Annotated in this window: 9 protein-coding genes; 2 read left to right on the top strand and 7 right to left on the bottom strand. The window is 60.7% G+C overall.

The window, feature by feature from the left end:
- Positions 1-250 precede the first annotated feature (250 nt).
- The gene (locus BFP90_RS02415) at positions 251-6136 is read left to right on the top strand and encodes a dermonecrotic toxin domain-containing protein (RefSeq protein WP_065895866.1); all 5886 of its coding nucleotides are present in this window, start codon (positions 251-253) and stop codon (positions 6134-6136) included.
- A gap of 6 nt (positions 6137-6142) precedes the next feature.
- On the opposite strand, the gene BFP90_RS02410 is transcribed toward BFP90_RS02415, so the two are convergent.
- From BFP90_RS02410 to acs, 7 genes are all read right to left on the bottom strand, one after another.
- Positions 6143-7123, bottom strand: a complete 981-nt coding sequence (locus tag BFP90_RS02410) for a GlxA family transcriptional regulator (RefSeq protein ID WP_065895865.1) — start codon at positions 7121-7123, stop codon at positions 6143-6145.
- A 144-nt stretch (positions 7124-7267) separates the two neighbouring features.
- Positions 7268-8032, bottom strand: coding sequence for an ABC transporter ATP-binding protein (locus BFP90_RS02405; protein WP_065884422.1), 765 nt, complete (start codon positions 8030-8032; stop codon positions 7268-7270).
- Positions 8033-8059: 27 nt separating this feature from the next.
- On the bottom strand, positions 8060-9172 hold the full coding sequence (locus BFP90_RS02400; protein ID WP_065895864.1) for a succinylglutamate desuccinylase/aspartoacylase family protein: 1113 nt from the start codon (positions 9170-9172) through the stop codon (positions 8060-8062).
- A 1-nt stretch (position 9173) separates the two neighbouring features.
- The gene (locus BFP90_RS02395; RefSeq protein ID WP_065892692.1) at positions 9174-9872 is read right to left on the bottom strand and encodes an ABC transporter permease; all 699 of its coding nucleotides are present in this window, start codon (positions 9870-9872) and stop codon (positions 9174-9176) included.
- Positions 9869-10558, bottom strand: a complete 690-nt coding sequence (locus tag BFP90_RS02390; protein ID WP_065895863.1) for an ABC transporter permease — start codon at positions 10556-10558, stop codon at positions 9869-9871. Before BFP90_RS02390 ends, BFP90_RS02395 begins: the two co-directional genes overlap by 4 nt.
- Before the next feature lie 92 nt (positions 10559-10650).
- Positions 10651-11436 (bottom strand): ABC transporter substrate-binding protein, encoded by a 786-nt coding sequence (locus tag BFP90_RS02385; protein ID WP_065892694.1) that lies wholly within the window; start codon positions 11434-11436, stop codon positions 10651-10653.
- 696 nt (positions 11437-12132) lie between these two features.
- On the bottom strand, positions 12133-14088 hold the full coding sequence (gene acs, locus BFP90_RS02380; protein ID WP_065892695.1) for an acetate--CoA ligase: 1956 nt from the start codon (positions 14086-14088) through the stop codon (positions 12133-12135).
- A gap of 400 nt (positions 14089-14488) precedes the next feature.
- Between acs and BFP90_RS02375 the strand changes: the two genes are divergently transcribed.
- Positions 14489-14758 carry a DUF2790 domain-containing protein gene (locus tag BFP90_RS02375; protein WP_065884417.1) on the top strand — a complete coding sequence of 90 codons (270 nt, stop codon included), beginning with the start codon at positions 14489-14491 and terminating at the stop codon, positions 14756-14758.
- Positions 14759-15766 lie beyond the last annotated feature (1008 nt).

The raw sequence follows: 15766 nt of genomic DNA, 5'->3' as shown, positions 1-15766 counted from the left end.
GCAGGGATTGTAAGGACAGTTTTCGGCTGGGCCTTGTCGCCAAGCGACAACTTCTTATAGCGCCAACCCGCGTTTTTCGGGGGTTTACGCCAATGCGACAAATAGCGTCGCAATGGCGCAGTTTAAACGGTGCATCAGGTTTGCGTCAGGATATCCGGTGAAAGGGTGGCGACGCGCTAACTATCTAAAGTTCGCCGCCCGGGACCGGCTGGTTAACTGCAAGCCTTCATGACTTGCACGGACCCGCTCCATGACGAACATCGACTATTCCGATACCCGCCTGCCTGACAGCCACTATCAACTGTTGACCGGCACCCTGCCCCCCTGGCTCGGCAATGCCTCTGCCAGCAAACGCCAGGCGCTCAAAGCCGTCCAGCCGCTGCAGTTGCAGGGCAGCGCTGAACAACGGGCCGCACTTGCGCGGCTGACCGGCGCCCACTGGGAGGCGCAAAACAGCGTAGACCTGGGGTTGCAAAGCCTGCAGGACATCAAGGCGTTCGCCACGCCGATACTCGAACAGGCACTCAAAGCCGACTTCAACCTGGTGCTGGATGTCGAGGCGACCTATCTGCGCCTGTACATCCCCGATCACATCCCCTGGTTTTCGATACGCTCCGGCGCAGCGCGAACCTGGACGGTCTCGCTATTGGACGCCGCCCTGCATAATTTCGAACACAAGGAAACCCTGGTCGACGCCTACGCACCGGCCTCGACCTTTATCACAAAGCCCTCGACCGGCGGCCAATTCGACACCCTGGCGCAGATCAAGCGTGTGCTTTCAATTCCGGCGTTCACCAGCCTGTGCCGTGACCTGGATATCGGCGCCCGCTACGCCCGCTACCTCAACGAAGCGCTGGGCATGTCCAACCCTGTGGCCGCTGCGGTCTTGCGCCTGAAGGTCGATGCCAGCCAGAAAGCCGCTCTACGGGCAGCCCTGCAATTGGCCCGGATCAACGCAGATATCAGCGATGACTACGCTGACGTGATCGAAAGCTTGATCGCCGGCACACCCGACCCCAGGCTCGACGGCGCGCGCCTGCGCTGCCAGGATTTACGCATGATGGGGATTGCGCTGACGGGCATTCAACTGTTCGCCCCCGAGCTTGAAAGCCCGCGGTCGCCGCAACGCCTGGTGGCGTATGTTCCCGATGATCCGCAGCACCCCGTCAAGGAATATGCGTCACCCCTGGCGTTCAAGCAGGAGCTGACCCGACAACTGCGTGACCGCGACTACCAAACCTTTTTCAGCCGCTTCGTGCCCCACGCTCAACTCGGGGTGTTTTTTTCCGGCTTGAGCCAGCATCTGGCACGGATCACCTGGCACCCGCCGGTCAAGGGCAGCGGCCAGGCGCCCTGGCGCAGCACGCCCATCGACGACCCCAAGCTACAGTTTGATGCCCAGCCCATCACGGGCGATCCCTGGTTGCACCTGTACCATCGCAAACTCGACAAGATCCTCAACGACGCCCGCACGCTGGCGGTCTCCACCGCCAGCGTCGATCGTGAGGCGCGCTGGCGGCTGTGGGACTCTTTCGTCGATGTAGCGGCCTCAATCCTCAATGCCGCACTGATGGTGGTGGCCCCCTTCGTCCCGGGGCTGGGCGAATTGATGCTGGGCTACATGGCCTATCAACTGCTTGATGACGTGTTCGAAGGCATCGTCGACTGGGCCGAAGGCCTGGGCAAGGAGGCTTTTGGTCATCTCATGAGCGTGCTGGAATCCCTGGTGCAAATGGGGGCTTTCGCAGTGGGCGGCCAGATTGGCCCGGCCGAATTGCGCAAAGTGCTGCCCGAACCCGTCCTCGCGTACATCGACAGCTTCAAACCGGTGAGCCTGGCCAACGGCGCCCAACGCTACTGGAAACCGGACCTGGCGCCCTACGAATATCCATCCGCCTTGCCGCCGCGCATCGGCATCAATGAGTTGGGCCTGCACGAGGTGCGCAGGGAATCGATTTTGCCCCATGAAGGCAAGCTGTACTCCGTGGAAAAAGACGCCGACAGCGAGTTCTATCGCATCAAGCACCCAAGCCGTCCTGAAGCCTACCGCCCCGTGGTGCGGCACAACCAGGCCGGCGCCTGGCATACCGAGCTTGAACAACCGCTGGCGTGGGACAGACCTACGCTGTTGCGTCGGCTGGGGCACAGTGCCCAGGCACTGAGCGAGGCGGACCGGGAACTGGCCCTGGACATCAGCGGCGTTCCCGAAGACGCCGTGCGCAAGATGCACGTCAACAGCGAACGCCTGTCGCCCCTGCTGGACGATACCTTGAGCCGCCTGCGCATCGACCGCAGCCTCCAACGGCTGATCGAGCAGCTGCGCAGCGACGACCCGGCGGTGCATCACCAGATCGACCCTCAAGACACCTTGCAGTTGCTGACCACCCACGGGCCATGGCCGCGTACCAAAGCGTTGCGCATCATCGATGACAAGGGCCAGACCGCCTGGGCGTTCGGCGACAGGAACGTGCCGGTGATCCAGGTACACGAAGCCCAGCTGGAAAACGGCGACTTGCTCAAAACCGTCTTGCGTGGGCTGGGCCCCGAGGAAATTCGCGCCCAATTCGATGAACGCGCCAGCGACCCCGAGCTGAGCCTGGAAAACCGCAGCCGCCTGCTGCGCCATAGCCTGGCCGATATTGCCGAGCGTCAGCGCAGCGCGTTGTTCGAATCGCGCTATGCACCGTTGCGGGCCTCCGTCGCCCCCCTTACCCAACAATTGCTCAGCACCACACCTGAATTGCCCGCAAGCGTTGCGCAAACCCTGGTGAACCAAATGACCGGCGCCGAGCTTGCGCTCCTGCATGACGGCAACACCCCGCCACGCCTGGCCGAACTGGCACGCACCGCATGGAGCGAAGTACGGGTCAATCGCGCCTACGAGGGGCAGCACCTGGCCGCACCGCCGCCCCTGGACACCGATCGCCTTGAATTGAACAGCCTGCGCCTGCTGCCGGGCTGGTCGAGCGAGATACGGTTCGACGCTCGCCATCACTCGCCCACCGGCCCCACCTGGCTGCAGATCGGCCCGACCGATGCGCCCATTCACCGCACACTGGTGCGCACCGAAGCAGGGCGCTACATCCCCTGCGACGAACAGGGCGAGCTTTCGAGTGAAACGGACCTGTATTCGGCCATTTTGAGTGCACTGCCCGATCAACAACGCGATCAGCTCGACCTGCGGATTCACCAGGGCGCCGAACTCAAGAGGCGCCTGCGGCAACATTCATTGCCCCGCGATGAACTGCGTGTGCTGCTCACGCCTGATATCAAACCGCAGAGCGTCACGGAAACCCTGCGCCTGTTAGGCAGCGACAACGGCTACCGTGCCCAGGCACCGGCACCGCTGGGCCCGCCGAGCCTGCTGGACCGCGCGCGCGCCCTGTACCCCGAACTTCGCGAACACCCATTGACCACGCTGGTGAACCACTTGCACTCACAGACAGGTGGCGCGCTCGCCGGCCTGGAAGCGCTGGGCATCGAATACCGCCAACTGGAACGTGACCTCAGTACCTGGCAACGCAATATCCCGCTTCAAGACCCCGCGCACGGCTCCCTGCTCAGCCTGCGCCAGCGCCAGTACGAGCAACGCAATCGCGAACTCATTGCCACTGAACTCAAACGCTGCTGGCGCCGGGAGCTGCCCGTTGATGATTACTTCGAAGACCCTGCGCGCGACGGCTACCGGCTGAACCTTCACTATCACATTCGCGGCGAACTTCCACGGCTATCGGCCAACTTCGATCACGTCTCGATGCTGACCCTCTCAGGCAGCCACCACACACAGGGCGCCGCCGGGTTTCTGGCCCTCTTTCCCCGCCTGCGCCATCTGAGCGTTGACAGTATTCCCTTGGGCAGCGTGCCGCCGGTCGTGTTTCAGATGCGCGGCCTGAACGTACTGAGCCTGAGCGACTGCAGCGTCACCCTGACGCCCCACAGCCAGACCCGGCTCGCCTCGCTGACCCAACTGCAAACCCTGGACCTGCATAAAAACCCTTTGGGCCGGGTGCCCAGCGTGGAAGCAATGAACGAGTTGAACACCCTGGACCTGTCCGAAACCGGCATTGATCGCCTCCCTCCCGGCATGCTCACCCGCAATGACCTGAGCGCGGCCTTTCTCAGCGGCAACCGGATCAGCGAATTACCTGAGGCGCTGTTCGAACTGCCCTCACATACCAGCGTTGCCTTCGACCTGTCTGACAACCCGCTGTCATCGGCCACCCTTGAGCGCGTTAAAACCTACTATCAGCAACATGGCACCTACTGGGAGGCCAATGCGCCAGCGGTAGATGTGCGTGACGCACAACAGCTGTACCCCTCGCTGGACATCAACAAGATCAACCAGTTTATCTACAGCCTCCCAGGCAATCTGGAAGCGGGTAAGCGCGAGCTGGCAAGATTGGCGGGGGAATTGGGTACGCTGCAGTCAGAACTCAACCATTGGGCGCAACAACCGCAGCTGGCGCCCCCGGAAGCCACCCGGCGCAGCCAGCTTAACGCCTTGCTTGAACGAAGCTGGCGCAGGGAAATCCCCCAGGACACTCAATTCGTCCATGCCCTGGAAATCCCCGCAACACTGGCGGGCGAGTTGCCCACGCTGAGCGCGCGCTTCAAGCATGTTGGCTCACTGACCATCAAAGGCAATGGCGGCCCAATGCAATCGACGGCCTTGATCGACAGTTTCCCGGCCCTGAGCATCCTGCACCTCGAAAACGTTGCGCTCGGCGACATGCCGGCGCCGGTGTTCAACCTGCCGGCACTGACCGTACTGGGACTGCCACGCTGCTCGATAGCACTGAGCCCCGCCAGCGCCGCGAAGTTGCAAGGCATGAGCCGCCTCGAATACCTGAACCTGGATCACAATCCACTGGTAAACACCCCGGACTTCAGTCACTTGTCCAGACTGAGCAGCATTTCACTCAAGGACACCGGATTGACGCAGGTCCCCCAGAGCCTGCTGGGCGACCCGCCACGCCAGTCGATCAACTTGAGCAAAAACGCTATCGAGCAACTGCCCGACGCGCTGTTTTCCATGCCGGCCTCGAGCACCAGTGGCCTGGACCTGTCGGAAAACCCGTTGGCACCCCAGGCCCTGGAGTCGATCAAACGCTACTGCCAGCGCACCGGCGAAAGCTTCGCCGCCCAGGCACCCGTGGCCCAACGCCGGCGCACGCAGCAGCTATACCCCTCGTTCCTCGACACCGAGGCAGACCGTTTCATCTTCCACCTGCCCGGCGACTTGGCGGCAGTGGACCCAACGCTGACGCACCTGGCGGCCGAGTACGAACAACTGGGCAATGACCTGCAACTGTGGGTGCAGGCCGTTCCGGACCGCCATCCGATCCTGGATGTACCCATTGATGAACAAACCCGTGCCCAGGACCAACTGAGGCGACGCAACTTCAAGACACTGCTGGAACAGGCCTGGCGACGAGAAAGCCCCGAGGATGAAGACAGCCTGGACGATGAGCTCACCCATCAAGTCATACTCGACACTCCGGTGATGGGCGATTTACCAACATTGAACGCCAACTTCGACCACGTGACCTTGCTCCAACTGGACGGGAACGGCACCACGACCGGCGTCGACACGATGTTGCGCAGCTTCACCCACCTGCAAACACTCAGGCTCAGCAAATGCTCCCTGGGCGCCCTGCCCGAGGCGCTCCAGCGCATGCCCAAGCTGTCCACGCTGGACATGACCGAATGCGCGATACGATTGACCCCCGAAACCCGTGGCAGGCTGACCGCCCTGACCGAACTTGAGTTCGTCAATCTGAGCCACAACCCCTTGGGCCTTACCCCTGAAATCAGCTCATTGCGTGAACTGACCTCGCTGCACTTGAGCAACGCGGCACTGAACGAAGTTCCGCAGGGCGTCTTTGGCCTGGATCAACTGCAAACGCTGGACTTGAGCAACAACGCCATCCAGGAGATACCGGCGGACTTGCTGGAGACCTCGGCAGCCTTCAATGGCGACAGCGATTTGAGCGGCAACCCCCTGTCGGCGCAAAGCCTGCTGCGCTTGCGTCAGTACTATCAGCGCACGGGCGTGGACTTCCAGGTGGCGGCCGCCACCGTGGACAATCAAGGCAGACCCCTGGTAGTGGCCAGGCCTGTCCCCGACGAAGACTGAGGTCGATCAACCGCGCTCGGACGGTACCGACGACAATTCAAACGGGCTGCTGCTGCGGCGCTGGTTGCGGTCTTCGCGCGGCGTAGCGCCGAAGAAGTTACGGTAGGCGCTGGAGAAGTGCGGCCCCGAGGAAAAGCCGCACGACAGGCCGATCTGGATGATCGACTTGCTGGTTTGCATCAGCATCTGGCGGGCCTTGTTCAGGCGCAATTCGAGGTAGTACTGACTGGGGACGCGGTTGAGGTATTGCTTGAAGATGCGTTCCAGTTGTCGTCGGGACACGCACACGTGCTGGGCGATTTCATCGGTGGTCAGCGGTTCTTCGATATTCGCTTCCATCAATAGAACAGCCTGGGTCAGTTTCGGATGACTGGAACCCAGGCGGTTCTGCAAGGGGATGCGCTGGCGCTCGCCGCCTTCACGGATGCGCTCTACCACCAGTTCTTCGGAGACCGCGCCGGCCAGTTCGGCGCCGTGGTCACGCGCGAGTACCGCCAGCAGCAGATCGAGCACCGACATGCCGCCGCAAGCGGTCAGGCGATCACGGTCCCAGTCAAACAGATGACTGGTGGCGATGACCTTGGGGAAGCGCTCGGCAAAATCGTCCTGCCAGCGCCAGTGCACGGCGGCGCGATAGCCGTCGAGCAAGCCGAGCTGGGCCAGCGGGTACACGCCCGCCGATAATCCACCGATCACACACCCTGCCCGGACCAGTTGCTTGAGCGCAGTGCTGAGCTGGGAAGCGATGAAGGTGGGCGGCTCGTCCGCCAGCAGGAACAGTTTCTGAAAGCCGTCCAACTTGCCGGCCCACGGCTCGCCGGGCAACTGCCAGGCCCCTTCGGTTTGCGGCTCGGCCTGTAGAAACGATAACTCGTAGACCACCTCCGGATGCACCCGCTGAGCAACGCGCAAGGCCTCCTCAGCCAGCGCAAGCGTGAGTGCTTTTGTGCTGGGCCAAATCAGGAAACCAATTTTATGGGCGGTCATGGAGTGCTATCCGAAGCGAGTAACGGTAATGAAGACAGAGGCCAATGCTAGCCGGTAAACCGACACAAATCTCAAAAACAATGGTGATCAAATGTGGGAGGGGGCTTGCCCCCTCCTACATAAAGCAGCTCCAACAGCAAAGGACTATTTCAAGCTGCCGGAGAGGAACTGCTGCAACCGTACGGACTGCGGGTTCACCAGCACTTCGCGCGGGTTGCCGCGCTCTTCGACAATGCCTTTATGCAGAAACACCAACTGGTTCGACACCTCACGGGCAAAGCCCATTTCATGGGTCACCACCACCATGGTGCGGCCTTCCTGGGCCAGGTCCTGCATCACCTTGAGCACTTCACCGACCAACTCGGGGTCAAGCGCCGAGGTCGGTTCGTCGAACAGCATCACCTCAGGCTCCATCGCCAGGGCACGGGCAATGGCCACGCGCTGCTGCTCGCCGCCGGACATGTGGCCGGGGAACGCATCCTTGCGATGGCCCACACCGACCTTGGCCAGGTAGTGCTCGGCCTTTTCACGGGCTTCTTTCTTCGACACGCCCAGCACATGCACCGGCGCTTCCATCACGTTTTCAATCGCGGTCATGTGCGACCACAGGTTGAAATGCTGGAACACCATGGACAGGCGCGAACGCATGCGCTGCAGTTGTTTGGGGTCGGCGGCCTTCATCGCGCCGTCTTTGGTCGCGACCAGTTTCAGCTCTTCGTTGTTGAGCAGGATCTTGCCGGCGTGGGGCTGCTCCAGCAGGTTGATGCAGCGCAAAAACGTACTTTTGCCCGAACCACTGGAGCCGATGATGCTGATCACATCACCAGCTGCGGCGGCCAGGGACACGCCCTTGAGCACTTCATGACTGCCATAGCGTTTATGCAGGTCTTGGACTTCAAGCTTGTACATGCGGTCGGTTCTCACAAAAACAGGTGGTCAGTCGTTGAGCAAGCGCCCGTGACGCAGCGCTTCGCGCCCCGCCACCTTGGCCAGCCAGAAACCCGCTTGGGCATAACGCAGCCGTTCAACGGCAAACAATACCCCGGACGTACCCGCGCAGATAATGCTCACGCGGTCGGCCAGGGGATCAATCACTTCAAAAATGGGGTCGCCCTGCTCGACCCAGTCACCGGCCTTACGCAGGTAACTGATCACCCCGGCGTGGGGAGCGAACAGCAATTCGGTGCCTTCGAACGGCATGCCTTCGCACGCTTCGTGTTGCGGTGCCGGCCATTCGCCCTTGATCAGGCCTTGCTCGGCCAGAAACGCCAGGATGCCTTCAGCGTGGAAGATCGCTTCATCGCGACCGGTGTCAGCCTGGCCGCCCAACTCCAGCGTCGTCGCCAGACAGGCCAGTGGAATCTGCGCGTCGGGGAACGTGCGCGACAAACGCAGCCAGGGCAACGAACAGGCTTCATCAAACGAACTGCCGCCGGAATCTTCCGCGAGCAGGCCGACCTTCACATGCAAATGCGCCGACAGCGAGCGCCACTGCGGCCAGTGCTGGGGCAGTGCGTACATGTGCAGCGCGGCCTCGGCGTCGCAATGCAGGTCGAGCACCACGTCGGCGGTGCAGGCATGGCTGAGCAGGATACGTTGCATGCCTTGCAACTGGCTGCTCGGCGCGGGCAAGGCCGTGAGCACATCGCTCATGGCCTGGCGAATCATGCGCACATTGGCATGGGGGTCATCGCCCAGCTTGCCTTGCAGCCGCTCGGCGACCGGCTCGCTCAGCTCAACGAAATCGCGGTTGAAATTCTTGCCGCTGCCCACCTCGAAACGGCCCTGATGGCTGCCTTGCAGCAACTGGCCCAGGCCCATCGGGTTGGCCACCGGTACCAACTCGATCACGCCGTTAAGCGCGCCTTGCTGTTCCAGTTCGGTGAGGCGCTTTTTCAGCTCCCAGGCCGCGCGCATGCCGGGTAACTCATCGGCGTGCAGGCTGGCCTGGATATACGCCTTGCGCTCGCCACTGCCGAAACGAAACACGCTCAGCTGGCGTTCACAGCCCAGGTGACCCCAGGGCAACAGGTGATCGATACGTTCCATATCAATGCTTCCGTGGAGCCAGGTAGCTCAGCCAGCGGCGCTCGGCCAACTTGAACAGGCGCACCAGGATGAATGTCAGGCACAGGTAGAACACGCCGGCGGTGATATAGGCTTCGAACGGCAGGTAATACTGGGCGTTCACCGTGCGCGCGGCACCGGTGATATCGATCAGGGTGACGATGGAGGCCAGGCTGGTGGTCTGCAGCATCATGATCACTTCGTTGCTGTACTGCGGCAGCGCGCGGCGCAGGGCCGAAGGCAACAGGATGCGGCGGTACAGCTTGTAGCGCGACATGCCCATGGCCTTGGCCGCTTCGATCTCGCCATTGGGCGTGGCCTTGAGGCTGCCGGCGATGATCTCGGCGGTGTAGGCGCTGGTGTTGATCGCAAACGCCAGGCACGCACAGAACGTAGCGCTGGACAGCAGCGGCCACAGGAAGCTTTCCCGCACCGCTTCGAACTGGGCCAGCCCGTAGTAGATCAAAAACAGCTGCACCAGCATCGGCGTGCCGCGAATCACATAGGTGTACAGCCACGCCGCACCATTGACGATCGGCTGCTTGGACACGCGCATCAGGCCCAGGGGCAAGGCGGCGAGCAGGCCGAAGAACAGTGCGATGGCGAGCAGTTTGAGGGTGGTCAGCAGGCCGCCGAGGTACAGCGGCATGGCCTCCCAGATGACGTTGTAGTCGAAGATCATAGATCAGCCGCCCTTACGCCTACCGAGTAGCGCTTCTCAAGGTAGCGCAGGGCCAGCAACGACACGCTGGTAATCACCAGGTACATCGCCGCCACTGCGAGGAAGAAGGTAAAAGGCTCGCGGGTGGCGTCGGCCGCCTGCTTGGCCTTGAACATCATGTCTTGCAGGCCCACCACTGAAATCAGCGCAGTCGCCTTGGTCAGAACCAGCCAGTTGTTGGTGAAACCGGGGATCGCCAGCCGAATCATCTGCGGCACCATCACCCGGAAAAACACCTGGAAGCTGCTCATGCCATACGCCAGGCCGGCTTCAGCCTGGCCCTTGGGAATGGCCATGAAGGCGCCGCGGAAGGTTTCCGACAGGTAGGCGCCAAAGATGAAACCCAGGGTGCCGATACCGGCGGCCAGGGGGTTCAGGTCGATATAGTCGTCGTAGCCGAGCAGCGGCGCGACGCGGTTGAGCAGGTCCTGACCGCCGTAGAAAATCAGCAGGATCAGCACCAGGTCGGGGATCCCGCGGATCACCGTGCAGTACAAGTCACCCAGCCAGGCCAACCAGCGCACCGGCGACAGGCGTAACGCGACCCCGATCAGACCCAGAACAATGGCCAGGGCCATGGACGACAAGGCGAGCTGAAGCGTCAACCATGCGCCATCGAGGATAACGGCCCCGTAGCCTTTCAACATGATTCAGGTCCTCGAAAAGGGGGATGAAAAAATGGCGCAAACTTCAGAGTGTTCTGTTGCTTGCGCCATTTCAGACAGACAGCTGCGACGATTTACTTGGCTTCAGGCCCGTAAATGTCGAAGTTGAAGTACTTGTCCTGGATTTTCTTGTACTCGCCGTTGGCACGGATCGCTGCGATAGCGGCGTTGATACGGTCCAGGTTTTCCTGGTCGCCCTTGCGTACCGCGATGCCTACGCCGTCGCCGAAGTATTTGACGTCGGTGAACGATGGGCCGGTGAACGCGTAGCCTTTGCCGGCGGGGGTGTCGAGGAAACCTTCCTGCAGCAGGGTGGCGTCAGCCACGGTGCCGTCGAGGCGACCGGCTTCCACGTCCAGGTAGATTTCGTTCTGCGAGCTGTAAGGCACAACCGTGGCGCCTTTGGGGGCCAGCACTTCCTTGGCGAAGCGATCGTGGATCGAACCGCGCTGCACACCAATCTTCTTGCCCTTGAGTTCATCCAGGCTGTCGCTGACCGTGGTGCCTTCCTTCAACACCAGGCGCGCCGGCGTCAGGTAGTAGCGGTTGGTGAAGTCGACGGACTTCTTGCGGTCTTCCGTGATGGACATGGACGACAGGATCGCGTCGATCTTGCGCACTTTCAGCGCCGGGATCAGGCCGTCGAATTCCTGCTCGACCCAAGTGCACTTCACGTCCATCTGCTTGCACAGGGCGTTGCCGATGTCGTAGTCAAAACCGACGATGCTGCCATCCGGCGCCTTCGAGGCAAACGGAGGGTAAGCGGCTTCAATACCAATCTTCAGTGGCTTGCCTTCGGCGAAAGCCTGCATGGACAGCACGGACAGCGCCAGGGCGCCCAACAGCACGAGTTTCTTCATCTTGGGACTCCATCGGTATAGGGCAAAACAGCAGTATGAGCCATGGCCCACGATGCGGCGAAGGTGAAACCGAATAGCGTTGCAGCGTCCTGCGCCAGAGAGTGCCAGCGACGACGAGCGAGTGATCGGCATTCTAACGACAGGCGGAAAGCCGATATTTCCTCAATGCGACAACAATTTACAGAAGCACCGAGAAAGCGGTTCCAGCCCATTGACAGCCTCTGAATTTTATGCAGAGACAAAAGATATTAAACCAGCTAATGCTGCAAATTGCGGGCCTATTATTCGCAAACCCTTCTGGCACGGCAAGTGTGGCGTTTAATCTTATTTGCGGGGGTGTCTGAAACGCGGTTTTTCGGGGCGCGGATGTAGCCGTTCGCCTCATGCCAGGGCGCAGGGTTACACATTTGCGTTCGACGGTAACATTCAGAAATATCCTACTGCGCAAATCGATATTTATTGGCTTGTTGGTTATGCGGGTCTGTCAGACCACCCTCTGCACACGCCTTGAAATGCAATCCAAATGTGGGAGGGGGCTTGCCCCCGATAGCGGTGTGCCAGCTGATACATGCTCCACTGACCCACTGCCATCGGGGGCAAGCCCCCTCCCACAAGGGATCTTCACTGTGTGCAAGATCCCATAAAAAAGCCCCACCCGGCCTGCACCGAATGGGGCTTTGTCCCACCTACCCCGCCTTACGCGACGTTCATGGTCTTGTGCGTCTCAATCAACTGCGCAACCACCCCCGGGTCGGCCAGGGTGGAGATATCCCCCAGCCCGTCATATTCAGCCGTGGCAATCTTGCGCAGAATGCGCCGCATGATTTTCCCCGAGCGTGTCTTCGGCAAGCCCGGCGCCCACTGGATCACGTCCGGCGAAGCAATCGGGCCGATCTCCTTGCGCACCCAGTTCTTCAACTCCAGGCGCAATTGCTCGCTGGGCTCTTCGCCGCCGATCAAGGTGACGTAGACATAAATGCCCTGCCCCTTGATGTCATGCGGCACCCCCACCACCGCCGCTTCCGCGACTTTCGGGTGGGCGACCATGGCGCTTTCGATCTCGGCGGTGCCCATGCGGTGGCCGGACACGTTGAGCACGTCGTCCACACGCCCGGTGATCCAGTAGTAACCGTCCTCGTCACGTCGCGCACCGTCACCAGTGAAGTACATGCCGCGGAAGGTCTTGAAGTAAGTGTCGACGAAACGATCATGGTCGCCGTACAGCGTACGCGCCTGGCCCGGCCATGAATCGAGGATCACCAGGTTGCCTTCGGCCGCACCTTCGATCAGGTTGCCCAGGTTGTCCACCAGCGCCGGCACCACGCCAAAGAACGGACGCGCCGCCGAACCCGGCTTGAGCGCATGGGCGCCCGGCAACGGGCTCATCATGTTGCCGCCGGTTTCGGTCTGCCACCAGGTGTCGACAATCGGGCAACGGGATTGGCCGACGTTCTTGTAGTACCAGTCCCAGGCTTCCGGGTTGATCGGTTCGCCCACCGACCCCAGCAGGCGCAGGCTGCTGCCGTCGGCGCCTTCGCAGGCGGCGGTGCCCGAGGCCATCATCGCGCGGATCGCGGTCGGCGCGGTGTAGAGGACGTTGACCTTGTGCTTGTCGACGATCTTCGCCACCCGCGTGATATCCGGGTAGTTCGGCACACCTTCGAACAGCAGCGTGGTCGCGCCGTTAGCCAGCGGGCCGTAGACGATGTAGGTGTGGCCGGTGACCCAGCCGACGTCGGCGGTGCACCAGTAGATTTCGCCCGGGCGGTAGTCGAACACGCGCTCATGGGTCAGGGCCGCATACAGCAGATAGCCGCCGGTGGTGTGCTGCACGCCCTTAGGCTTGCCGGTGGAGCCGGAGGTGTAGAGGATGAACAGCGCTTCTTCGGCGCCCATCTCCTTGGGCGCACACACGGTGCCCGCCACTTTCATCAGGTCTTCGTACCAGATGTCGCGATGCTGGTTCCACTTGATCGCGCCATTGGTGCGCTTGCACACGATGACCTTCTGGATGCTGCTGGTTTCCGGGTTGGTCAGGGCATCGTCGACGTTGGCCTTGAGCGGAATCTTCTTACCCGCGCGAATGCCTTCGTCAGCCGTGATAACAACCTTCGACTTACAGTCGATGATGCGACCGGCCAGGGCTTCCGGCGAGAACCCACCGAACACCACCGAATGAATCGCCCCGATGCGGGTACAGGCCAGCATGGCGACCACGGCTTCGGGGATCATCGGCATATAGATAGTCACCACATCGCCGCGGTGAACGTCCTGGCCGCGCAGGGCGTTGGCGAACTTGCAGACTTGTTCATGCAGTTCGCGGTAGGTGATGTTGCGGCTCTCGGCAGGGTCATCGCCCTCCCAGATGATCGCGATCTGGTCGCCGCGCTCGGCGAGGTGGCGGTCCAGGCAGTTGTAGGAAACGTTCAAGGTGCCATCGGCAAACCACTTGATGTCGACATGGTGATCGTCGAACGAGGTCTGCTTCACCGTGGTGAAAGGCTTGATCCAGTCGAGACGCTTGGCTTGCTCGCGCCAGAAACCATCGGGATTGACCACCGACTGCTGGTACATCGCCTTGTAGGTCGCCTCGTCGGTCAGCGTGTTGGCTGCTACTTCGGGACGAACGGGGTACAGGGAAGCCGCACTCATCTTTCTTACCTCGGTGACAATAGTTGTTGTTGTATGGCCCCTGTTGTAGCCGGGGTAGGCCTATAGAACCATTCGACGATGGTAGTAACAAGACCCTACAAATTGCCCAGCTATGCCGGTATCCCGCTCTGGCCCGCGTCCTGTGGCGCTTGGCGGCCTGCTTAAAAAATCTCCATCGAGGGATTGTTACAAAAACCGTCAAAAGTGTTTATCAAAACCACGGGTATATGAATATAACCCGGGCGCCTAAAATCAACTCCGCCAACCAAGGCACTGTGATTAACACCGTAACAGCCCCCACGAAGGCAACGTTAATCCGAACTTCCCAACTTTCAAGTGACACACGTGGCCTCACAAGGGCCCCGTGACCCCTTTCGCCCTGAAGAAGGTAAATAGAGAAATGAAAGCTTTAGTAGTATTAGCCCTCAGCAGCCTGTGCGCCACCGCCGCCCTGGCCGACGAAGCCCCGACGGAGCTGGCTGGCGGCAACGCGCCGATTGTCGAGGACTACACCTACAGCACCCACCTGGACGTCGCCAAAGTAGTGTCCATGAGTGACATTCCACAAGTGTGTGAAGTAGTACCGGTGAAGATGGAATATGAAGACTCGCAAGGCCAGCGTCATATTCTTAATTATCATGTGATGGGGAATGGTTGCTCTAACGGGTAATAACTTCGTTATTTAGCTTTAACCCGGATCTTGGTCGCCGCAGGAGATCGTTCTTGCGGCCAAGAACCCACCTCGAATGCACCACAGATCAAATGTGGGAGCGGGCTTGCTCGCGAAGACGATAGATGCTGCACCACTGCAATCCGCTCTAAGCGCCCGAATCGGGCTTCACACGCTCAATGACATCTTTCCTTTCTTGCAAAAAAAACCTCATCCACCTTAGGCAAATCGACCAGCGACAACCAACTGGGCCTGACTGGCCTCAGAATAATTGTGTCCCCCTCCCTGAGAATTTCCAGCTCATCCACCCCGTCGTAAGCCATATCCGCTAGCAAATGGATCGTCTGACCCTCTCCACTCTCAATGATCGAAACAGTGCGCATAACAAGTTGCCTCCCCAACGTAGCTGACTGCTGCAATTTAAGGGAGCTCCTCGTCGCAGAGCAACGCAAATACCCACAACCTGATCACCTCTTCCCCCCTCGGTAAAATACCGACACCTCCCGTCAAAAACTTCCTACCCACCAACCCCCCGTAATCCCTCACTCTGGCCTAAATATCCACCTTTTTGTCCGCCCACCGGGACAATCCGCCACAACACAAACCCGTTTTTTTCCCTATAATGCGCGGGTAAATCGGGCCTGCAATATCCCTTTACACAGGGATGAAGAGCCAGACCTGAGGCCTCCGCTGGAGCCTGCACCTACCGCTCCGCACCTCAAGCCTCATGCAGTACCCGTTACGCAATTTCCGTTTATTTGCCTGCGCGAGCTGCTGCAACAAACGATTCCTTAAGATCCACCGCGGCCTCAGGGCCGTGTGAACACCCCACTATCCGGTTTCACACGGGCACCTTTGAGCCCTCACGCAGGAGACGACACGTCATGCTGAGCTGGGACGAATTCGACAAAGAAGAAGAAGGCGAAGTAGCCACCAAGGGCGCCAACGCCGGCCACGCCACCGAAGCCAACATGGACCGCCTCGACGGAGCCGGCGCCGCCGCCGCCA

It is taken from the genome of Pseudomonas sp. 24 E 13 (genome assembly GCF_900004715.1).
GTDB classification, from domain to species: domain Bacteria; phylum Pseudomonadota; class Gammaproteobacteria; order Pseudomonadales; family Pseudomonadaceae; genus Aquipseudomonas; species Aquipseudomonas orientalis_A.
The sequence above is the reverse complement of the archived record's forward strand: the minus strand, read 5'-3'. Positions and strand labels throughout refer to the sequence as shown.